We start from the raw sequence: 20,887 nt of genomic DNA on the forward strand, positions 1-20,887 counted from the left end.
AATGGTTAAAAAGCGTTAAAATAGACGCGCATACTATTTTCTTTCGTTTCTTTATTTAGCTAAACTCACCTACCTATGAGAAACACCGTCATTGTTCTTCTTTTCCTGCTCATTGCCACCGCCCCAGCCTGGGCGCAAGACAAAAAAGCCGTGCCAACCCATGTGCCTGAAGGCACGTCCAAGACTTTCAGGGCCAACCAGGAGTGGAATTATGCCCAGGCCTACAGAACCGGCAACCTCTTGTACATCTCTGGCACGGTAGCGGCTGGCCCTATGGACAAAGCCATGGACCAGGTGTACAAAACCTTACAGGCAACTTTAAAGCAGTACAACCTAGATTTTACGCACGTGGTCAAGGAGAATTTGTACACCACCAACATGGACGAAACCGCCAAGCACAAAGACGTCCGGAAGAAGTATTATGGCACCCACACACCCGCCGCCACCTGGGTGCAGATAGTGCGCCTGCTAGAACCTAACACCGTGCTGGAAGTAGAATTAATCGTGGAGATTAAGAAGACCGAGTAACCAACTCATTCTTCCGGTTTTAGCCTACTTTTTGCAAAACAGGCCAAAACCGGAATCTAAATTTTGATAATAGATTAGGAGAATCACTAGGCTGATAGATTCTTTTATCTGACGCTTGAAACAACAAAAAAACCTCACAGGGTTTAAGCCTGTGAGGTTTTTCACTAAATGAGATATTCTAAGACTTTATCATCTGCTTAGCCTTTTACAATGGGCATGTCGTTTTTGGTCTTTTTTCCGGGAAACAGACCAAAAACGCCCTTATTCTGCCTGGTCAAACAAGGTACCGCTGCGCACGTGGTTAGGAGCAATCTTACCCAGGTGACGGTACGCGGCCTCAGTGGCTTCACGGCCCCGGCTAGTGCGTTTAATGTAGCCTTCCTGGATTAAGAACGGTTCATACACCTCTTCAATCGTTTCGGCCTCCTCACCGCAAGCGGTGGCAATGGTAGAAAGACCCACCGGACCGCCTTTGAACTTGTCAATGATGGTGCTCAGGATGCGTTTGTCCATTTCGTCCAGACCGTTGTGGTCTACGTCCAGGGCGTTCAAGGCAAACTGGGCAATGTCTACCGTAATGGTACCGTCTCCTTTAATCTGCGCGAAGTCACGGGTACGGCGCAGCAGGTTGTTGGCAATACGCGGCGTACCGCGGCTGCGGCGGGCAATCTCAAAGGCGGCGTCCTCATAGATAGGCGCACCCAGAATCTCTGAAGAGCGCATCACAATAGAGGTCAACAGCTTGGAGTCATAATATTCCAGACGCGAGTTGATGCCAAAGCGCGCACGCAACGGCGAAGTCAGTAAGCCAGAACGCGTAGTGGCACCAATCAGAGTAAACGGATTCAAGGTAATCTGCACAGAACGGGCGTTGGGGCCAGAGTCCAGCATGATGTCAATCTTGTAATCCTCCATGGCCGAGTACAAGTACTCCTCCACGATGGGGTTGAGGCGGTGAATCTCATCAATAAAGAGCACGTCGTTGCGCTCCAGGTTGGTGAGCAAACCGGCCAAGTCACTGGGCTTGTCCAACACCGGGCCAGACGTGATTTTGATGTTGGAACCCAGGGCGTTGGCGATGATATGGCTTAGCGTGGTCTTGCCCAGGCCGGGAGGTCCGTGCAAGAGCACGTGGTCCAGGGCCTCGCCGCGCATGATGGCCGCGCCCACAAAAATCTTGAGGTTCTCCACCACCTTCTCCTGACCGGTAAAGTCGCCAAAATCTAGCGGCCGAAGGGCTTTGTCATATTCCTTCTCTACGGGTGACAGGTTATCGGCGGAGCCGCTTAAATAATCTTCTCTCATGTGTAAAAATCTCTTGGCAGTTCAGCAAAGATTCAGTTGTAAAGATAACAGCTATTGAGGTAAAAACGCTCCATCCGGGCCGTCAAAAGCCCATCTTTTTGCTAGTATTTTTACCAAACAAAGCATGATTTCTAATATATTTAGCACACCTTTGCCTGCTCCCATCCGCCAGCCAACTCAGACACCAGAATATAAAACAATTAAATGGACCGATTATGGCATTGCCCTTGTTACCAAGCTATACCGGCTTACATTTACTAATACCCTAGTCATGAATATAGACACATTCGCCTCTTTAAAGGTCCTGATGGACAATCTGGAGTGCGAAGCCACAGACGAACAAAAAGCCTTGCACGAGCTACAGAAGCAGTGCAATGAAATTCTGTTCCTCATCAAAAACCTGCAGTTCAACAATGATTCTGCGCACGTACAGCTGGCTACCCGTCAAGCACTCCAGTACATTCATCGGGCTATTTCTGAAATTGACACGAAACGGATAGAGAACACTCCTGTGGGGCCAAACTCCAAAGTTGATTTACAGGATATTTGCGGCCCGGCCCATGCCAGCTTAGAGATCATCTTGAACCTGAACTATAAATAAAAGTCGTTTTCTGGCTGTTTACTAGTAAACAGCCAAAAAACGAAAAGGCCACTACAGAAATGTAGTGGCCTTTTTTATGCTCAAATCTGTAGCAAGTCCGCAGTATGCTCTGGGCAGGGAGCTTACTAACCTGTGTTTAGTCTGCTCATCCTGTTTTTGGACTAGCCCTATTTAGACTCATGCGCTTGCCACTCGTCTAACAATAAAATGGTTTGGTCTGCTGCCTGTTGCAAAGCGTCATATGGAACTCCAACCATGTAAGAAGCAAGCGTAATATTGGCCCAGACAATCCCGTGTTGAGCCGCATTGTATCCTGCAAAAGAAGTAACCTTAGAGTGATGGACCAAGTACTTTATTCCCAGACTATCCAATAGTTGTAGCGTGGTGCCCGTAACTGCGTCATCAGAAAAATCAATGACGGCTAGTTTGCCTTGAGCATAAAAAGCAGTTTCATCACTTAACACATTAGAGATGAGCGTAATATCATGTTTTTTATGGTTAGCTTGAGCCAACACGCCTTTCTCTGATGAATGAATACCATAGGCGACTACTCTCATAGCTCTGTATCTGTAAAACACAAAGCTACGTCACCCCGCAATCTGAAGGTTTGCTGCCTGACAGATTAAAGATTGACAGTGGTCAATTTTTGATATTGGCCAAGCGAGCCAAATCTAGAATCTGGATTTGCCTACCCTTTTTGACAATAAGCTTCTCACAAGTGAAATCTGACAGAATGCGGCTCACGGTCTCGGTGGCCATGCCCGCCATGGAAGCCATGTCTTCTCTGGATACCTGCAGACACTCCTGAGGCAGTATTGCCTTCTGTTCCTGTGCTAAACTAACCAATACGTTGGCCATGCGCTTGCGCACAGAATGGTAAGCCATCTGTAGCAACTGGGTTTCTCTCTCCCGGATATTCTGCGAAAGGATATGGATGAACTTCTGCCCAACGTCCGTAAAACGGTCAAGAAATGAGTCAATGGTAGCTTTGGGCAACAGACAGAAAGAGCTGTTCTCCATGGCAGTGGCATTGTCTGTATAGGGCTCACTTAACAAAAGGGCCTCTATGCCCATGTACTCATTCTGGGTGTACATGCCAGTAATGAGCTCACGGCCGTCATCTGCCATTTTACTGGTTTTCACGCGGCCGCTCATGATCAGGTAGATGCCTTTGGGTTGGTCTTCTACTTGGTAGATGTCCTGGCCTTTTTTCACCTGCCTTATTTTTAGACCCGCAATGACGTCCTGTAGTTGTGTAAGGCCACCTGACGTAGCGGCCAGAGCCCCTAGGCTCTCCAAAGGTTGGCTATAATAGGTCTGCTGTTGCTTTTGTTTGGCCAGGCGCCTTTCTACAGCCACCAGCAGTTCCATATCATCAAAGGGTTTGGTGAGGTAATCATCGGCACCCATTTCCATGCCTTTTCTTATGTCTACGCGCTCTGCCTTGGCCGTCAAAAAGATGAAAGGAATGTTGACCGTGTCTGGGTTTTTATGCAAGAGGTACAGAACCCCAAAACCGTCCAGCTCAGGCATCATGATGTCACAGAGAATGAGGTCTGGCAACTGGGCAAACGCCAGGTCTACCCCGGCTTTACCGTCTGGGGCCTGCAAAACGTCATACCCGCTCAACTCCAGAATTTCTGTAGAACTCTCTCTAATGTCAACATTATCTTCAATGATTAAGATGCGCTTTTTCATGGTTGTACCGGAAAAGTGAAGGTGACAGAAGTGCCATTATTTATATTACTCTCAAAGGTGATGGAGCCATTCATAAGCATAACGTAGCGGCGCACAATGTGTAGCCCCAGCCCCGTGCCTGGAATGGTACCCGTATTATGCGCCCTAAAAAAGGGTTCAAACAACTGGGCGTGGTCTTTTTCTGGGATGCCAATGCCGTAGTCCTTAATCACTACGGTTAGCACATTGCCCTCTATCTTGGTGTTAAACTCAATAAAGGTGTTTTCACCAGAGTATTTGATGGCGTTGGAGATGAGATTGATGATGCAGTTTTTGAGCAGATAGGGATCTAGTTTGTATTCACTCTCCACGCCGGTGTGCTGGTAAATAATATCCTGCCCGTCTTTTGAGACGAGTTGCATCTCCTCGGTGACTTCCTCGCCCAGGTGCACTACGTTGAACCGCGTAAAAGAAGGCTCTACCTTGCCTGCGTCCAGGCGCTCATGCAATAAGAAGTCATTTAAGATATTGGTAAGGTTAGTGACGGCGCTCTTTATCTTGTTGACATGCTTGGTGATGTTAGGATTCTCTGACAAGGCGTACCGCTCAATAAGCGATGCTGACAGTTGCACAGAGCTTAAAGGCGTCCTGAACTCATGCGAGGCCATAGACACAAACCTGCTTTTGAGCTGGCTCAGATCTATCTCTTTTTGCAGCGAGTTGCTTACGGTGTCTTTTGCGTTCTGCAGTTCCTTTAAAGACTTTTGAAGGGATTTGGTACGCTCTTTTACCAAGCCTTCCAATTCTATAGAGTGTTGCCTAAGTTGTTCTTCGGCTTCCTTTTCACGGCTAAGGTCATGGATAAACCCTGTGTAGATAATCCTACCAGCCAGTTGCACTTCGCTTAAAGCTAGCCTGAACGGAAACACTACCCCGTCTTTCTTAAGTCCTTTCACTTCGCGACCAATACCAATCATATGCGGGACCCGCGTCTGCTGGTAGCGCGCCAGATACTGGTCATGGTGGTCTCTGTCTGGCGAGGGCATTAAAATACAGATGTTTTGGCCTATCACCTCTTGTGAGGAATACCCAAACAAGTCACAAGCTGCCGGATTGATGCTTTCAATGATGCCCCGCACATCAATGGTGATGATACCATCAATGGCGTTTTGGATGATAGCTTGTACTAATGCGGTATTGTCTGAGCTAGATGTAGCCATAGTGGCCTAATAACACGAAAGCGTTTGACATCGTGCGTTTTAATTCAAACCACATCCCTCTTGACCAGCATCAAGTTTGGGCATAACCAGCGTCAGGTGCCGTGCCAAGGCCCTCCTCTACCTTTGTTTCAAATAAAACCTGACCGTTATGAAAGTTTCTTATACCAACTCCCGCCTTTCCTTTTTCGCATTCTTATATATGGTAGTGATGCTGGCGGTAGTGCCAGGACAAGCCAACTCCCAATCATATAGCCTGGTGCCCAAAGCGCAGACCTTCATGAAGGTTACGGGCACTTCTAATGTACACAGTTGGGATATGACGTCTACCACCATGCAAAGCAAAGGCGATTTTAAGTTTGACAAAAACCACCTGCTTACCTCTATCCAGAACTTTCAATTGTCTTTGGATGCCAAGACGCTAAAAAGCAAGCATTCTTCTCTAGACAATCGGGCTTATAAAGTAATGAAAGCCAGCCAGCACCCTAAGATTGTCTACAACCTTCGCTCTACAGATGTGACCACGCTTTCTAAAAACAAATACTTGGTAAAGGTCTTAGGCGACTTGACCATTGCCGGTAGCCGTCAGGTAATTTCTATGGATGTAAACGTGCAAGTAAACGCAGACAACAGCATTACCTGCACCGGCACAGAGAAAATAAAACTGTCTGACTACAATATTGCAGCGCCTAGTTACATGGCTGGCACTATGAAAGTAGGCAATGACCTCACCATTGGCTTTGCCCAGACTTACCATAAATAAAGATATCCATCTCAATCTCAGCATAACGCACACTATTATGAAACGCACCTTTACTTCTGCCTTCGCTTCCTTTTTTATAGCTGGCTGTTCTATTGCCTCCCTAACTGCCCAAGCCCAGGTTTTTGGGCCTGTTTCTAACCTGCGTCCGTATGACAAAAGCGGCATCAATGTGTTTGAAGACCCCAAGCAGGACAGCCTGGAGTTTGAGGGCATACGGGTGAAACTGGGTGCTGGCTTCACGCAGTCTTTTCAGGCTTTAAAGCACAGCAACAACGCAGGTAACCTCTATAAAATCACGCCGGGCCTGAACACGGCCAACGCCAACTTGTTCCTGGACGTGCAACTGGCAGACGGCATTAGGTTGAACTTGACCAGTTACTTGTCGTCCCGTCATCACAATGAGACCTGGGTGAAGGGCGGTTACATGCAGTTTGACAAGCTTCCTTTCAAGGGTGACATCTGGGAAGACATCATGAGGTACACTACCATCAAGGTAGGTCACATGGAAATCAACTACGGAGACCAGCATTTCAGGCGCTCAGATGGAGGTCACACGTTTTACAACCCCTTCGCAGAGAACTACATCTTAGACGCATTCTCTACTGAGATTGGCGGGGAGGTGTTAGTGCGCAAGAATGGTTTGTTTGGGATGGTGGGCGTGTCTAACGGCATGATCAAAGGCAACATTGACGAGCTGGCCCCAACCGCGGTAGATGACAACACGCATAAGTCACCTTCTTTCTACGTCAAGGCTGGCATAGACAAGCAAGTGAAGCCTGAGTTTAGAGTGCGGGCCTCTGCCTCTTATTACACCAACAACAGTTCTGGCGGACAGACCTTGTACGGCGGGGACCGCACCGGTTCCAACTACTTTATGGTGATGGAAAAACCGGGAGGAACTTACGCAGGCAATGCCTTCTCAGGCCGATTCAATCCTGGGTTCAGCAAGAAGGTGGATGCGGTGCAGGTAAACGGTTTCATAAAAGCCAGAGGGTTGGAACTGTTTGGGACGCTGGAATCTGCCCAGGGCCGCAGCAAAAACGAAACAGAGATACGTGACGTGAGTCAGTATGCCATTGATGCCGTGTATAGATTCGGGAGTAATGAAAACCTGTTTGTAGGCGCTCGTTACAACACAGTTTCTGCCACCTTGGCCAATGTGCCCGCTACCCTTACCACCGAAGCCATTGTCTACAACAATGACGTGAAGATTAACAGAATGGCCTTTGGTGCTGGCTGGTTTATGACCAAGAACATTTTGCTAAAAGGTGAATATGTAAACCAGGAATACAAAGACTTCCCGGCAGCAGACTACCGTGATGGTGGCCGCTTCAAGGGATTTGTAGTACAGGCTGCAGTCGGTTTCTAATCCTTAATTGAATGAACCAAGGGCCGAGCGGGAAGCATACTCCTTTTCGGCCTTTATTCACTTTTAACCTCTTCTTTTAATGCGTCCAACCTATATTTTTCTGCAAAGCCTGTTCTTCCTGCTTCTGCTGGGTAGTATAGCTTGGGTGCCCGTGGGCAAACCAAGACATAAGAACTATTGGGCGGTGAGCAGCAGTAGTAGCCTACAAGTAAAAGGCAGTACCAACCTGAACAAGTTTTCCTGTGAAATAAGCTCGTATGACCGGTTGGACACTTTGGAGGTCACCAAGAACAAAGACGCAGTAGGGCTCTCTGGCAGGTTAAGGCTAAACCTTAAAAGCTTTGACTGTCACCATCCCATCATGACCAAAGATTTGCGCAAAACGCTTAAGACAGACCAATTCCCTCACCTTTCCATCACCTTCCTTTCCCTGAACAAACTGCCAACATTAAGCCAGAAGCCAACCCCCATCACCGGCTGGGTTGACATTGACCTGGCAGGCACGCGCAAACGCGTAGAAGTGAAGTACCAGATTTCTGTAGACGCCCAGAACGTAGTGCATTTAGTGGGCCTGCGTGAGGTCAATTTCTCAGACTTTAACCTGGTACCGCCCACAAAGATGAAAGGCATGGTCAAGACGCACCAGAAGCTGGCCATTAGCTTTCACCTCAAAATGAAGCCCCTGGAGAATTTCATCTAAATGCGTTTTTGGCCTGTTTTCTGGAAAATAGCCCAAAAACGAAGTCTTAGTAAAAGGCCTGGCTCGTGGCATATTTGAATTTGGCAGAAACGCCCCATAGTTCCCCTGGCTTCTTGACGTATATCAATCTTTCTGGCAATAGGCATCAAGGGACAGCCCTTTCCTGCAAGGTACTTTTGTACACTATCCTAGCTACGCCATATGAAAGCATCTACGTTTCTCTCCCGCATCACTTTATCCATTTCCTTTACCATGGCTGTAGCGCTGGTAGGTTTCCCTCAGCTTTTGGCGGCCCAAACCATGTACAGCACCAATTCAGAAAACGCAGGCACTGTCAAGGTAAAGGGCACCTCAGATTTGCAGACCTGGACCATGACGTCTAAAGAGATAGAAAGCCAAGGCCTGTTCTTTCTGGATAATAAGAACCAACTCAAGAGTATTACTCAGTTTAGCTTTTCACTTAAGGCCAAAAGCCTGAAAGGCGGATTGAGACCCATGGACCACAAAGCGCACAAGGCCTTGAAGGCCAGCAAGCACCCAGACATCTTCTTTCAATTAGACAGTGCCGTTGTCTCACTCAATCAACTAAACCAACAACTCATCAAAGCTACTGGCTCGCTTACGCTTAAAGGCATTGCTCATACTGTTTCCTTAAACTTAATAGCGGTAACCAACCCAGATCAAAGCCTTACCATCACGTGTTCTAAAGCCCTGAAGTTCTCAGACTACCTCATCAAAGCTCCTAGTTTTATGGGAGGCGCCATGCAAGCGGGCAATGACATCACCATTGACTTTCTGCTCGTCTATAGCCCGCTGACCCAGATTCTGGCCGAAGTCAAGTAACATACCACCACCTCACGCATACAAGAGCATATCCGTACATCCTCAAAATGAAGACTCAGGAAATCATGAACACTGAAACATTCACTTCCTTACAGGAATTGATGAAAAACCTTAATTGCAAGGCCAAGAACACCCCCACTGCGGTGTTGGCCTTAAGATACCAGTGCGAGGAAATATTGGAACACATTGAGCATTTAGGGTTCACTAACAACTCGGCCCACGTACAGCTGGCCACCAAGCAGGCCTTGCAATATATCCACAGAGCCCTAGAGCAGGCAGATGCTTTTACCTTAGGAAAAGGCTCTAGGACGGGCAACCAGAAGAAGAACCTGATGGACATCTGCGGTCCCGCCCACGCCAGCCTGGAAATCATCCTGAACCTGAACTACAACTAAACCACCGACATCGTTTTTGGCCTGATTCCCAGAAAACAGGCCAAAAACAAAAAGGCCACTACATTTCTGTAGTGGCCTTTTTGTTTAAAATGATATTTAGAGACGTGTGGGCAATTTGTAAAGGAGGTGCCTTTTACTCTTTATGCACGTCCTTGAACTTAAGCATATCCAGAAGCTTTTGCTCTTTGTCATTGTCAAACCCACAGGAGGTCTTAAACTCCTTAGGGTTTTCATAAGTACCAAAAAGCATGTCCCACCAAACTATGTCGCCGTAGTTGTTGGTGTGCTTGTTGTACTCATGGTGGATTCTATGCATCTCTGGCCGCTGGAAGACATACCCCACCCACTGCGGCGTCTTTACATTGGTGTGGTAGAAGAACTCGCCCAAGGCTGTACACAAGGTGTAGATGGCCCCGGCCTCAACGCTTAAACCCAGAAAAGTAAAGACTAGCAAACTGCCAATAATGGAGTTCACCGTCATCTCCAGCGGGTGCTTATAGAAAGAGGTGATTACTTCTATGCGCTGGGGACTGTGGTGAATCTGGTGAAAATGCGTCCACAAAAAGTCTACCCTATGCCTCCATCTATGCCACCAGTAAAAGATAAACGTAGCAATGAAATAAGCGATGGCGCCGCCCACATAAGGATTGACATGGTCAGAGAGATTGAACACTGAGTATTGTGAAAACCATTTCTCCCAAGTGAGGCCTGCCACCGTCACTACCGCCAACTGCACAAAATTGACCGCCAGCACCCGTATGGTCCAGGTGGGCACTTCTGGTAATTTCCACCCCGGCACCATACGCTCCAAAATGAAGCAGAAGACAAACACCGCAAATATAATGAGGAGCATCAGGTCAGTTTCTTCTAAAAGCTGGACTATTATTTAAACGCCTGAATGCCTGTAATATCTGCACCGGTAATGAGCAAGTGAATGTCATGGGTACCTTCATAGGTAATCACGCTCTCCAAGTTCATCATGTGGCGCATAATAGGGTACTCACCCGTAATGCCCATACCACCGTGGATCTGGCGGGCTTCGCGGGCAATGTGCAGGGCCATGTCTACGCTATTGCGCTTGGCCATGGAGATTTGCTGGGTAGTGGCTTTGCCTTCGTTCTTGAGAATACCTAAGCGCCATACCATCAACTGGGCTTTGGTGATCTCCGTGATCATCTCGGCTAGTTTCTTCTGGATAAGCTGGAAACTGGCAATGGGCTTCCCGAACTGAATGCGTTCTTTGGCATATTTCAAGGCAGACTCATAACAGTCAATGGCAGCGCCAATGGCTCCCCAGGCAATACCGTAACGGGCAGAGTCCAGGCAACCCAAAGGTCCTTTCAGACCGTCAATGTTAGGTAACAGGTTCTCCTTAGGAACTTTCACGTTGTCAAACACCAGCTCGCCAGTCACCGACGCTCGCAAGCTCCATTTGTTGTGGATCTCTGGGGCGGTAAAGCCTTCCATGCCGCGTTCTACAATGACCCCTTTGATTCTACCTTCCTCGTTTTTAGCCCATACTACCGCCACTTGGCTTTCGGGTGAGTTGGAAATCCATAGCTTGGCACCGTTCAACAAGTAATGGTCGCCCATGTCTTTGATGTTGGTGGTCATGCCGCCCGGGTTAGAACCGTGGTCTGGCTCCGTCAGGCCAAAACAACCCAACCACTCGCCGCTGGCAAGCTTTGGCAGATACTTGTTGCGCTGTTCCTCAGACCCGTAGGCATAGATGGGGTACATCACCAGAGACCCTTGCACCGATGCCGTAGAACGCATCCCGCTATCGCCGCGCTCAATCTCCTGCATAATGAGACCGTAGCTGATGTAGTCCAGTCCGCCACCGCCGTATTGAGTGGGAATAGTAGGGCCAAACGCGCCTACGTCGCCAAATTTCTTAACAATCTCTGTAGGGAAATGCGCGTCCTGTGCCCACTTCTCAATGTTAGGAGAGATTTCACGCTTGACAAAGTCACGCATGGTCTGCCGGATGAGTTTGTGCTCATCTGTCAGGAGGTCATCTATGTTGAAGTAATCTGTGAAACCGGAAGTATCAGAAGCCATGAGAAATTGAGTTATTACTTGGTTAATGAGGACTATTGCCAAACTTAGCAAGAATTGAGGTGCCACCCAACAGAAAAAGAGTTGAGAGTTATAAGTTGAGAGTGAAAAGTTTGGCAACTTATCTAATCTAAAACAACTAGACCGCGCCGTTGTTGGTGTTCTCACTAATGACCTAGACTGTCTGTCAAGCTGCTTTTAATTCACTACTACCGTTGCAGTGCACTTCCGCTGGCTGTTCCCTTGGCATTACCGTCTATTCCGGTGCGCACTCACTGTCTTGTTGCATATTGTCAGGTAAGCGCTCAAGGTCGCGGGGCCCCGTCCCGGCCCTTCGCACTGCTGTTGTTTGTGGGACTTCGTCCCTGCCGCCGCTCGCCGCGGCGCACAAACACCAGAGGCGCTCAGGACTAAGGCTGGTTTCAGTACCAATGCTTCTAGGGCTGCTTGGTTGGTTTAGCTGGTTGCAAGCAATGACTGTTCCTGTCGCTGCAAAGTCACTAGTACTTAAGCACGGTCTGATTTAGCTTGGCTCACGGGGACGGCCGGGCCTGTGGCCAGACGACCTCGGGAATCGGGCGGTCTTTGGCTGCCGGAGGGTGCCTGCCCCGTAGCGGCGTTATACATAACGCCGTGTGCCCATGCAAAAAGTCAGCCTCCCGTTGAATGGACTGCCCTTCCCCAGTGCCTCTTTTGGAGAATATATAACGGCTGCTGGTGGCTTGTCAAGTCGTCTCTGCGCAGAGGCACGGCGTTATGTATAACGCCGCTACGGTCCAGCTAACTATGCAAAACCTTAGCTTCATTTTCAGCCTCTTTTCTGGAAACCAGGCTAAAAACGGGACAGGCATAAAAAAACGGCATTTCCTGCCTGCGCAAGAGATGCCGTTTTTGGGGTGTTTTCTGGAAATCAGGCTAAAAACGAAGGCTTACCTGAGCCAGGAAGTTTCTGGGCGCCTGGGGGAAATAGTAGTTATAGTCATAGCGATTCGGGTCTCCGCCGTACAGCTCGGTGAAGGTGTAGCCATTGGCCTCATATTCTTTACTGAAGACGTTATTCACCAAAAGTCCTAACTCTACTTCCTTCATCCAAGAAACTGGCTTAAAGATGTAAAACACCCGGGCATCGGCTACGCCATACGGCGATAATCTACGGTTCTGGTTGGCGGTGTTGTCCAAAAACTGCTCACTTACGGTCTTGTACTGGAAGGCCACGCGCAAGCCAGTCACCGGTCTTACTTGAATCTGTGAAGACGTTACCACGCTTGGTGAGTAGGCAATGGTGGTTTCATCGTACTTGTTCACCACCACGTCCTCTGGGTTGTAGTCAATGGGCAAAACCTCTGTGAACTGTTTGATGCGGTTTCTGGAGAAGGACAAGTTGGTGGTCAGGTCAACCAACTCGCCTATGAATAAGTTACCAGAGAATTCTACGCCGGTCCGGTAGCTTTCTGGGATGTTTGTTCTAAGTGCCGTGCCTACATCATTCAACTGACCCGTCAAGACCAGCTGGTCTTTGTAGTCCATGTAGAAGTAGGTTAAGTCTGAACGGAATAGTACGTTCTGCCCCGCCACCTGGCCCAGGCTGTGGTTAAACCGATAACCAGCTTCCCAGTCTACCAGACGCTCTGACTTGGCTTTGTCTCCGGCTGGCCGGTCTGTAAAGTCTGACCGCGTGGGTTCTCTATTGCCCACCGCCACTGACGCGTACAGATTGTGGTTGTTGGTGAGGTTGTAGGTAATACCTGCTTTGGGGTTGAAGAAAGCGTAGTCCGCACGGGTGGTCACGTCGCGGCGGTCATCATCAAAGCCGTCAATTTTATAGTCTACGGTGCGCAGCTGCACATCGCCAAACAAGCCTAATTGGTCAGTGACGGCCAGGTTTACTTTGCCATAGACGTTAAAATCGGTTTTATGGGCCTGGTTCTCATAGTAGCGGTGGTTTGGCCGAATGGTAGACGCGTATTGCGCCCAGATGACTTCGCCAAAGTGGTCACCGTCATAGCGGTTCCAGCCACCGCCCAGCGTAGCCGACAGTCTGCCTAGGCCTTGGTACTGCAAAGAGAAGGTGGTCCCGTAGAAATGATTGTCCAGCCACTTCTGGCGCACCAAGTCCGTTCTGGAAATGGTACTGCCTGGCGCCACCGGAATGGCATAGTTAGAAAAGCGCTCATTGACTTTGAACTGCTCATAAAACCCGAAGCCCCGCGTGTAATGCAAGGCGCCGTTCAACGTCCACTGCGGGCTGAAGGAATGTCCGTAGTGTAGTTGGTAGTGGTTTTGCTGGTAGTTGTCTACCTCATTGTCATACGGGATGTCTGTACTACCATAGTCGGTACCCGCGGAGTTGAAGGTGCGGTTGGTTTTGAGCGTCTCTTCATCCACGCCGTTCCAGGCCTGGTAGGTAATTTCCTTGCCACCAAAGACCACCAGTTTTAGGAAGTCATTCTTTCCGTGGTAGCTTCCAGATACATAAAAAGACTTAAGGTCTGAGGTGGCGCGGTCAATGTAGCCGTCAGAAGAAACCCTGGACAGACGACCGTCCACCGCGAACTTTCCGCCCAGCAAGCCGGTGCCAAACTGCACGTTGTTCTTAAAGGTGTTGTAAGAGCCATAGGCATTGTCTGTACGCGCATAGGCTTCTGGGCTGGCATCCTGGGTCTGCAAATTTAAACTGGCCCCAAACGCGCCCGGTCCATTGCTGGAGGTTCCCACCCCGCGTTGAATCTGCACGTCTTGCAGTGAAGAGGCAAAGTCTGGCATGTTCACAAAGAATACGCCGTGGCTTTCGGCGTCATTCACGGGTATGCCGTTCACCGTCACGTTAATGCGGGTGATGTCTGAGCCTCTAATGCGCAGGCCGGTGTAGCCCACGCCCGCGCCTGCATCTGAATTGGTCACCAAGGACGGCGTATTCTCCAGCAGATAGGGCAAATCCTGGCCAAAATTGCGGCTTTGGATTTCTTCTTTGCTCACGTTGCTGTAGGTGGTGCCGGTTTTCTCATTGGCGCGGGAGGCTGTTACCAACACTTCTTTGCTAGCCATGCTCCCCCGTGTCAAGGCAAAGTCTTTGGCTAGGCTTTCTTGTAAAGACACCAATTCTGTGGTAGTGGTAAACCCCACGTGGCTTATTTTAACGGAATAGTTGCCCGGCTGTACGTCTGAGAATTGAAAACTGCCGTCGGCCGCGGTTTGGGTGGTTAAACTGATTTCTGAAAGGGTGATGGTACTTCCAACCAGGGGTTGGCGGGTGGCGGCGTCCAAAACACGGCCAGATAAGGTGATTTGTGCCATGGCAAACCAAGGCAGCAGACAGCCCATAACCAGGGCTAATACTCTTTTCATGTGAAAGATGGTAATGGTAAAACATACAGGCCACACCAGGGGTCGGTGCACCCAAATTGTTTTGTTTCCCTTGTTTTTCCCTTCGCCGGTACTAACCGTATCAGGTTCAATGGGTATGATCTCAGCCCGTATTATTAAGGCACCCCTAAAACTAGGACAAAGCTAGCTCCCTGTTATTTTAAAAACAAACCAAGAACCTGTTTCATCCTGCCTATTTTTTTGACGCTTGCCCTAACATAGAGCCCCTGCTATACGTTGAACAAAAGACCCACTCCCCTGACAGTGAGTGGTATGTAAGACTCCTAACAGTTGATTCTTATGATCAGTATTGTATACTCCTTGGTAGTGCTGGCCATGCTGGCATTTTTTGCGCTGGTTCCGCGCAAGAAATACCGAGTGCCGCCCCAGGACGACAGCGACGACGATGGAGGCGAACCGCTCAATGACGGCTTGCCAGATTTAGACCTTCCGCCAGGCATCTGCCTGCCCATTAATGACTGGGAACCCACCTACAACCGTCCCCGCATTAAAGAGACCTTCTAAAGACAGAACCCCCTTCATGACAAACCCGAAAGCCTGGCGACAAGAACGCTGAGCTTCCGGGTTTTCTGCTTTATGACCCATCCTGGCAGGCATGAAAAAGCCGCCCGTCTTAGGCAGACAGGCGGCTTTTTTAGTAGGTATGGCGCAAGATTAGCTTTTGGCTACTTTTTCTTTGCCGGCTTTCTCTTTTTTAACTTTAGTCACCACTTCTTCCTTGGCCACCAGGTTAATCTTCAGCTCAATGTCATCCTGAATGGTTTTGTCACCCAGGTTCTCAAAGAAGTTGCCAGACCGGAACTTGATGTCAAACTTGGTACGGTCAAACTTTAGAGTGCCGGTAGCCGTGGCTACGCCTTTCTTTACCCACACCGCCGCCGGGAACACAATCTCATTGGTAATGCCTTTAATGGTTAGGTTACCAGTCACAATGAAGTTGGTAGAACCTACCTTGGCGTTTGCTTTTGGGGCAATGTTGGTGATGAGGAAATTGGCCGTAGGGTACTTGTCTACTGCAAAGAAATCATCTGCCTTTAAGTGATTCACCAGGTTCTTGTTGGAGTTGCCCTGTAAATCATTGCAGGTGATGGAGGTCATGTCCATGACAAAAGAGCCGCCGCGCAGGGCGTTTCTGTCAAACAGGATGGTACCGCTGGTCAGTTTCAGGTCGCCGTTGTGCTCACCGGTTACTTTACGACCTATCCAGCCTAGTTTGCTCTCAGAGGTCACCACCTTGAACGTTTGGATGGCCACGGCTGCTTTGGCAGGCGCGCTGGCCTCATGTTTGGCTGGAGCTAAGGTTGTAAAGGCGGTAGCACCTACAGAGGCGGCTACTAATACAGAAAGTAATGTCTTTTTCATGGGCTTAAACTGGGTGTATGTCCTGTAAAGGTTAGTCGCGTATTTTATCTAAGAGCAAGCTCAGCTGCTCGGCTTCCTCAGCGGAAAGGTTTTGAATGCCGTGTTTAGTTCCTTCCTGGATCTTGTCCAGCTCTTCCAGCATCTTCAGGCCCTTCTCTGTGATGACAATGTCTACCGTGCGGCGGTCTGACGGGCATTGCGTGCGGGTTACCAACTGCTTGGCCTCCAGCTTGTCTACTATGCGCGAGGCGTTGGACGTTTTGTCCAGCATGCGCTCAATTAACAGGTTAACGGTAGCCGGCTTGGGGTATTGTCCTCTAAGAATGCGCAGGATATTATATTGAGGCAAGGTAATGCCGTAGCTTTTTAATACCGTAGACTGGCCCAGCTGCAAACCGTTGGCCGTGTACACAATGTTGATGTACGCCTTCTGGAACGAATCCTTAAAAGTGCTTTGCTTTATTTCGTCTTCAATCTTCATATCACTACAAAATTAGCATATTAGCAAAGCAATATATGTTTTGTTATAAAGATTTTCCAAATCACGCTAAAAAAGGCTTTTCACCTAGCACCCTTAGGTTACCGGTTAACACGCATTGGCATTTGTGCGTATGGGGGTGAGATAGTTTACCCCGGCAGTATGGTCCTTTTGATTCTTTTAGCTTCTTTCTCAGATATTTTCTCCAGCCCAGAGAACATGATCAGGTACGGCGGGCTGGCCCTTATCTTGGCGGTGGTCTTTGTAGAGACGGGACTGCTTATTGGCCTGGTGATCCCGGGCGGCGATTCGCTTTTGCTGGCTACCGGCCTATTGGCGGGCGCCGATGTCCTGACCATTCCTTTGGGCTTGCTCTTAATCAGTATGACGGCCGCGGGCGTGGCCGGAGATCTGCTTGGCTACAGCATTGGTAAAAAGATGGGCAAGAAGCTTTACAAGAAGGAAGACACCTGGTATTATAAACGCAAGCACCTGGACAAGGCAGAGAAATTTTATAAGGAGAAAGGCAAGTCTGCCCTCATTCTGGGTAAGTTTGTGCCCGTGGTGCGCACCTTTAATCCCTTGCTGGCCGGAGCCACTAGCATGGAGCTGCCGCGCTTTGTGGCGTTGAGTGCCGTAGGTACGGCTTTGTGGGTTTGTTCTCTGGTGGTGGCCAGCTATTACCTGGGCCGGCAGTTCCCGCAGTTAAAAGACTATTTGCACTACGCTATCCCAATTATCATTGGCTTGTCTATCTTGCCAGGAATTATTCAGTACTTTAAGGAACGAAACGCCAAAACCAAGACAGAGCACTAGGCTTCCGTTTTTGGCCTGATTTTCAGAAAACAGCATAAAAACCATCATAAACCAAGTACAGACATGACCCGTTCTTTTGTTTTTACCCTTCTCTTGTTGCTTTGTTGTTTAGCGGGCTTCCAGAGCCAGGCCCAGCAAGCCTCTGTTTCTACGTCTATTAGTGGCAAAACCGTCACGCCCAGCGTCACTCCTTTTAGACAGGGCGTTATGATGCGCAACGGCAAAATGGTAGAGGTAAACAACCAGCAGATGACCCCGCTAGAAGCAACCAAGCGTTTCCCTAATGGTTCTACCGTTACGCCCAACGGGGTCTATGTAAACCGCGCCGGCCAGGAGATACAGATGCAGGAAGGTGACCGTGTAGACTTGATTGGCGTCTTCTCTAAGTCTCCTGTGATTATCAATGAGAGCACCGTGGTGACCGGTGACACCGCCGCCCTGCGCAATGAGTTACAACACGCCCAGCGCCTGCAAAACCGCCTGGATCTGCTGCAACGCAAACGCGAACTGCTGGAGCAGAAAAACGCCTTATTGGAGAACGCCGCTCAAAACAAGGCCAAATCAAAGGACCTCATCAAAGTAGAGGCAGACTTGAAAAAAGTACAGCAGCAACTAGGCCAAACGGATAAGAAACAATAGTGAATATTGATTACTGACTAATGATTAATTTCTGACTCTAATCATTAGTCACTGGTCATTAATCATTCGTGGCTTCGTTTTTGGCTTGTTTCTTAGAAAACAGGCCAAAAGCGAAGCCACGAATGAGTTAGAGGCTACGGTTGTTTTATGGGAGTGAGGATGCCGTCTTGCTCAGTAACATATTTAAACGGCTCGTCTTTGACCACCAGCATGCCGTCTAGGTCCAGGTAGTCTACGCCGTGGGCCAGTTGAATAGCCGACCAGATGCCCATAGACGTTTCCATCATGCAGCCAATCATGGTTTTCAGGCCCAAGGACCGCGTCTTCTGTAGAATGGCCAGCCCGTTCAGATAACCGCCCGCTTTCATGAGTTTCATGTTCACGCCATGGAACTGTCGTTTGAGCAGATCCCAGTCGGCGTGGTCTGTGACAGACTCATCTGCAAACAAGTCATAGGGCGAGTATGGTTTTAAATACAAATACTCCTCATTCAAGGCAGCGGGCATGGGTTGCTCCAGCATGAGAATGGAAAACTTCTTGAGCCCTTCCATGAACCTGATGAGCGCGTCTGGGTCTTGCCAGGCCTCGTTGGCGTCTACAATCAAAGGCTGGGCCGTGGCTTTAAAGACTTCAGACATCATGTCCAGGCCAGATTCTTCGTTCACCTTCACCTTTAAGTATTGGAACCGCTTAAGCTCATGCTCCTGGGCAAAGGCGGCAATCTTGCCCGGCTCCATGATGGGGAAGGTGAACGCCGTGGGCGTGGCGGTTACGGCAGGCACGCCTAAGAACTCAGGCACGGTCTTGCTGGCTTTTCTAGATAGGTAATGCACCAGGGTAGATTCCAGCGCAAACCGCAGGGCGGGCATCACGTTTTCGCGCTGGGTCAGATACTGCAATTCCTCTACCGTTTCTACGCTGGACAATCCGTTCTTTTGCAGGTTCTCAAACTGTTCCAATAAAAGGGCCGGGGTCTCGCCGTACCGGATGTTGGGCGCCGCCTCTCCCCTGCCTTGCACGCGCTCGTTGCCCACCGTCACAATGAGGTTGGTTTTAACGTCTGTGGCGTTTCTGGAGATTTTCCAGGTAAACTTTAGCGCCAGGTCCAGGGTCTCAATTTGCCAGGTCAACATAGGGGGTTCTGTAGATGAAAGCTAAGTTTAGAGCAAAAAAGCTGTAAATGCCAGAAAAAAGAGGGAAACTATCGCGGGCCTGTCCCTTTAGGAAACCATAGTTTTAAATTATATTTGGCATCGCTTTGGCGGGCTCCTTTCTTTTCATGGCCTGCTTGCATTCATCTAACTCACTGCCTAGCACCTTCTTCTGGGTGCGACCGCGAAACATCTTATGAAAAACTCTACTCTTGCGCTGGTGGCGTTTGTGGTGCTTACCATCTCTGCTGTCCTCACCGTTATGCACAACCACGCCATGGTGGCCATTCCGGACATGGTGTTGAACATTGCCCGCTGGATTGGCATCCTTGTCCTCATCCTGTTTGCCTACCGCAAAAGATCCCTCACTACCTGGATTCTGGTGAGCATGGTGATTGGCGCCGAGATTGGCTACAGCTTCCCGGAAACGGCCCAGAGCCTGAACGTGTTAAGCAAAATCTTCCTGAAGATGGTGAAAACCATCATTGCGCCATTGGTATTCGCTACACTGGTGGTGGGCATTGCCGGTCACTCTAACTTGAAGCAGGTTGGTAAAATGGGGGTAAAGGCCCTGGTCTACTTTGAGGTGGTGACTACCATTGCCCTATTCATTGGTCTGGCCGCCATCAACATCAGTAAGGCCGGCGAAGGCATTGTCCTGAAAGGCGAAACCAGCAACGAAATAAAAGCCGCAGAGCCGCAGACCTGGCAAGACATCATCCTGCACATCTTCCCAGAGAACATCGCCAAATCCATCGCCGAAGGCCAGGTTTTGCAGATTGTGGTGTTCAGTGTGCTGTTCGGGATTGGCCTGGCCATGCTGAATGAGCGCAAGCGCCGTCCCTTGTTAGAAGTGACGGAGAGCTTGGCAGAGACCATGTTCAAGTTCACCAACATCATCATGTACTTTGCGCCTATTGCCGTGGGCGCGGCCATTGCCTACACGGTGGGTCACATGGGCTTTGGTATCTTGATTAACCTGTTTAAACTTCTGGCTACGCTCTATGTGGCACTTATCTTCTTCCTTTTAGTGGTGTTGTTACCAATGGCCCTGTTCTTCAGGATTCCCATCAAGATGTTTGCCAAGGCCATTGCCGAGCCGGTGTCCATTGCCTTTGCCACCACCAGTTCTGAGGCTGCCCTTCCGCGCGCCATGGAAGCCATGGAGTCCATTGGGGTACCGCGTAAAGTAGTGGCGTTTGTAATGCCTATGGGGTACAGCTTTAACCTGGATGGAACGACCTTGTACTTGTCGCTGGCGTCTATCTTCGTGGCGCAGGCCGCGGGCATTAACCTTACCTGGGAACAGCAGTTACTAATGGTCTTTACCCTGATGCTTACTAGCAAGGGCGTGGCCGGCGTGCCAAGAGCGTCTCTGGTGATTTTGCTGGGTACGGCCGCCTCGTTTAACCTGCCGGTAGAACCAATCTTTATCATTTTAGGTATTGATGAACTCATGGACATGGCCCGCACTTCTGTGAACGTGATTGGAAACTGTCTGGCCACCGCCGTCATTGCCCGTTGGGAAGGCGAGTTTGTGGACCTAGACGAGCCAAGACCTATTGAGTCTGTCTAACTAAGTTCAGCTGCGGGTGTATCTA

At 49.3% G+C, this 20,887-nt stretch carries 21 protein-coding genes and 1 riboswitch; of the genes, 11 read left to right on the forward strand and 10 right to left on the reverse strand.

Annotated elements, in window-relative coordinates; all coding sequences use genetic code 11:
• Nucleotides 1-75 precede the first annotated feature (75 nt).
• A complete protein-coding gene (locus tag ABD880_RS08770; RefSeq protein WP_345164732.1) occupies nucleotides 76-528 on the forward strand; it encodes a RidA family protein in 453 nt (150 codons plus the stop codon).
• A 261-nt stretch (nucleotides 529-789) separates the two neighbouring features.
• Here ABD880_RS08770 and ruvB read toward each other — a convergent pair whose 3' ends face one another.
• A complete protein-coding gene (ruvB, locus tag ABD880_RS08775) occupies nucleotides 790-1,833 on the reverse strand; it encodes a Holliday junction branch migration DNA helicase RuvB (protein ID WP_345164734.1) in 1,044 nt (347 codons plus the stop codon).
• A 271-nt stretch (nucleotides 1,834-2,104) separates the two neighbouring features.
• Here ruvB and ABD880_RS08780 point away from each other — a divergent pair, with 271 nt between their 5' ends.
• A complete protein-coding gene (locus ABD880_RS08780) occupies nucleotides 2,105-2,434 on the forward strand; it encodes a hypothetical protein (protein WP_345164736.1) in 330 nt (109 codons plus the stop codon).
• Nucleotides 2,435-2,601: 167 nt separating this feature from the next.
• On the opposite strand, the gene ABD880_RS08785 is transcribed toward ABD880_RS08780, so the two are convergent.
• The 3 genes from ABD880_RS08785 to ABD880_RS08795 form a co-directional block, all read right to left on the reverse strand.
• Complete coding sequence (locus ABD880_RS08785) at nucleotides 2,602-2,991, reverse strand: Rossmann-fold NAD(P)-binding domain-containing protein (protein ID WP_345164738.1); 390 nt, start codon at nucleotides 2,989-2,991, stop codon at nucleotides 2,602-2,604.
• An 82-nt stretch (nucleotides 2,992-3,073) separates the two neighbouring features.
• Nucleotides 3,074-4,132, reverse strand: coding sequence for a response regulator (locus ABD880_RS08790; protein WP_345164740.1), 1,059 nt, complete (start codon nucleotides 4,130-4,132; stop codon nucleotides 3,074-3,076).
• Nucleotides 4,129-5,331, reverse strand: a complete 1,203-nt coding sequence (locus ABD880_RS08795) for a PAS domain-containing sensor histidine kinase (RefSeq protein ID WP_345164742.1) — start codon at nucleotides 5,329-5,331, stop codon at nucleotides 4,129-4,131. The genes ABD880_RS08790 and ABD880_RS08795 overlap by 4 nt, the downstream gene beginning before the upstream one ends.
• Nucleotides 5,332-5,479: 148 nt before the next feature.
• Here ABD880_RS08795 and ABD880_RS08800 point away from each other — a divergent pair, with 148 nt between their 5' ends.
• The 5 genes from ABD880_RS08800 to ABD880_RS08820 all read left to right on the forward strand — a co-directional run bounded on the left by ABD880_RS08800 (nucleotide 5,480) and on the right by ABD880_RS08820 (nucleotide 9,398).
• Nucleotides 5,480-6,091 (forward strand): YceI family protein, encoded by a 612-nt coding sequence (locus tag ABD880_RS08800; protein ID WP_345164744.1) that lies wholly within the window; start codon nucleotides 5,480-5,482, stop codon nucleotides 6,089-6,091.
• 37 nt (nucleotides 6,092-6,128) lie between these two features.
• Nucleotides 6,129-7,460, forward strand: a complete 1,332-nt coding sequence (locus ABD880_RS08805; protein WP_345164746.1) for a hypothetical protein — start codon at nucleotides 6,129-6,131, stop codon at nucleotides 7,458-7,460.
• Between the two features lie 79 nt (nucleotides 7,461-7,539).
• Entirely contained in the window at nucleotides 7,540-8,160 is a 621-nt protein-coding gene (locus ABD880_RS08810; protein WP_345164748.1) for a YceI family protein, read from the forward strand.
• A 201-nt stretch (nucleotides 8,161-8,361) separates the two neighbouring features.
• Complete coding sequence (locus ABD880_RS08815) at nucleotides 8,362-9,003, forward strand: YceI family protein (RefSeq protein ID WP_345164750.1); 642 nt, start codon at nucleotides 8,362-8,364, stop codon at nucleotides 9,001-9,003.
• A gap of 65 nt (nucleotides 9,004-9,068) precedes the next feature.
• Complete coding sequence (locus ABD880_RS08820; protein ID WP_345164752.1) at nucleotides 9,069-9,398, forward strand: hypothetical protein; 330 nt, start codon at nucleotides 9,069-9,071, stop codon at nucleotides 9,396-9,398.
• A gap of 133 nt (nucleotides 9,399-9,531) precedes the next feature.
• Here the strand turns inward: ABD880_RS08820 and ABD880_RS08825 are convergent, their stop codons facing one another.
• The 3 genes from ABD880_RS08825 to ABD880_RS08835 form a co-directional block, all read right to left on the reverse strand.
• Nucleotides 9,532-10,251 carry a sterol desaturase family protein gene (locus ABD880_RS08825; RefSeq protein WP_345164754.1) on the reverse strand — a complete coding sequence of 240 codons (720 nt, stop codon included), beginning with the start codon at nucleotides 10,249-10,251 and terminating at the stop codon, nucleotides 9,532-9,534.
• A 29-nt stretch (nucleotides 10,252-10,280) separates the two neighbouring features.
• A complete protein-coding gene (locus ABD880_RS08830) occupies nucleotides 10,281-11,459 on the reverse strand; it encodes an acyl-CoA dehydrogenase family protein (protein WP_345164756.1) in 1,179 nt (392 codons plus the stop codon).
• Between the two features lie 912 nt (nucleotides 11,460-12,371).
• The gene (locus ABD880_RS08835) at nucleotides 12,372-14,801 is read right to left on the reverse strand and encodes a TonB-dependent receptor (RefSeq protein WP_345164758.1); all 2,430 of its coding nucleotides are present in this window, start codon (nucleotides 14,799-14,801) and stop codon (nucleotides 12,372-12,374) included.
• A 60-nt stretch (nucleotides 14,802-14,861) separates the two neighbouring features.
• Nucleotides 14,862-14,958, reverse strand: a riboswitch (TPP riboswitch).
• 161 nt (nucleotides 14,959-15,119) lie between these two features.
• Between ABD880_RS08835 and ABD880_RS08840 the strand changes: the two genes are divergently transcribed.
• Nucleotides 15,120-15,344, forward strand: a complete 225-nt coding sequence (locus ABD880_RS08840) for a hypothetical protein (RefSeq protein WP_345164760.1) — start codon at nucleotides 15,120-15,122, stop codon at nucleotides 15,342-15,344.
• 150 nt (nucleotides 15,345-15,494) lie between these two features.
• Here ABD880_RS08840 and ABD880_RS08845 read toward each other — a convergent pair whose 3' ends face one another.
• Together ABD880_RS08845 and ABD880_RS08850 are read right to left on the reverse strand one after the other, a co-directional pair.
• The gene (locus ABD880_RS08845) at nucleotides 15,495-16,202 is read right to left on the reverse strand and encodes a YceI family protein (protein ID WP_345164762.1); all 708 of its coding nucleotides are present in this window, start codon (nucleotides 16,200-16,202) and stop codon (nucleotides 15,495-15,497) included.
• Between the two features lie 31 nt (nucleotides 16,203-16,233).
• Nucleotides 16,234-16,683 carry a MarR family winged helix-turn-helix transcriptional regulator gene (locus ABD880_RS08850; RefSeq protein WP_345164764.1) on the reverse strand — a complete coding sequence of 150 codons (450 nt, stop codon included), beginning with the start codon at nucleotides 16,681-16,683 and terminating at the stop codon, nucleotides 16,234-16,236.
• A 159-nt stretch (nucleotides 16,684-16,842) separates the two neighbouring features.
• On the opposite strand from ABD880_RS08850, the gene ABD880_RS08855 reads away from it, so the two are divergent.
• Both ABD880_RS08855 and ABD880_RS08860 read left to right on the forward strand, forming a co-directional pair.
• Entirely contained in the window at nucleotides 16,843-17,496 is a 654-nt protein-coding gene (locus tag ABD880_RS08855; RefSeq protein ID WP_345164766.1) for a DedA family protein, read from the forward strand.
• A gap of 63 nt (nucleotides 17,497-17,559) precedes the next feature.
• The gene (locus tag ABD880_RS08860) at nucleotides 17,560-18,135 is read left to right on the forward strand and encodes a DUF6799 domain-containing protein (RefSeq protein WP_345164768.1); all 576 of its coding nucleotides are present in this window, start codon (nucleotides 17,560-17,562) and stop codon (nucleotides 18,133-18,135) included.
• A gap of 134 nt (nucleotides 18,136-18,269) precedes the next feature.
• Here ABD880_RS08860 and ABD880_RS08865 read toward each other — a convergent pair whose 3' ends face one another.
• Nucleotides 18,270-19,268, reverse strand: coding sequence for a dipeptide epimerase (locus tag ABD880_RS08865; RefSeq protein ID WP_345164770.1), 999 nt, complete (start codon nucleotides 19,266-19,268; stop codon nucleotides 18,270-18,272).
• A gap of 214 nt (nucleotides 19,269-19,482) precedes the next feature.
• Here ABD880_RS08865 and ABD880_RS08870 point away from each other — a divergent pair, with 214 nt between their 5' ends.
• On the forward strand, nucleotides 19,483-20,862 hold the full coding sequence (locus ABD880_RS08870) for a dicarboxylate/amino acid:cation symporter (RefSeq protein ID WP_345164772.1): 1,380 nt from the start codon (nucleotides 19,483-19,485) through the stop codon (nucleotides 20,860-20,862).
• The last annotated feature ends 25 nt before the right edge of the window (nucleotides 20,863-20,887 follow it).

The sequence above is a fragment of the Nibribacter koreensis genome (assembly GCF_039541795.1).
GTDB classification, from domain to species: Bacteria; Bacteroidota; Bacteroidia; order Cytophagales; family Hymenobacteraceae; genus Nibribacter; species Nibribacter koreensis.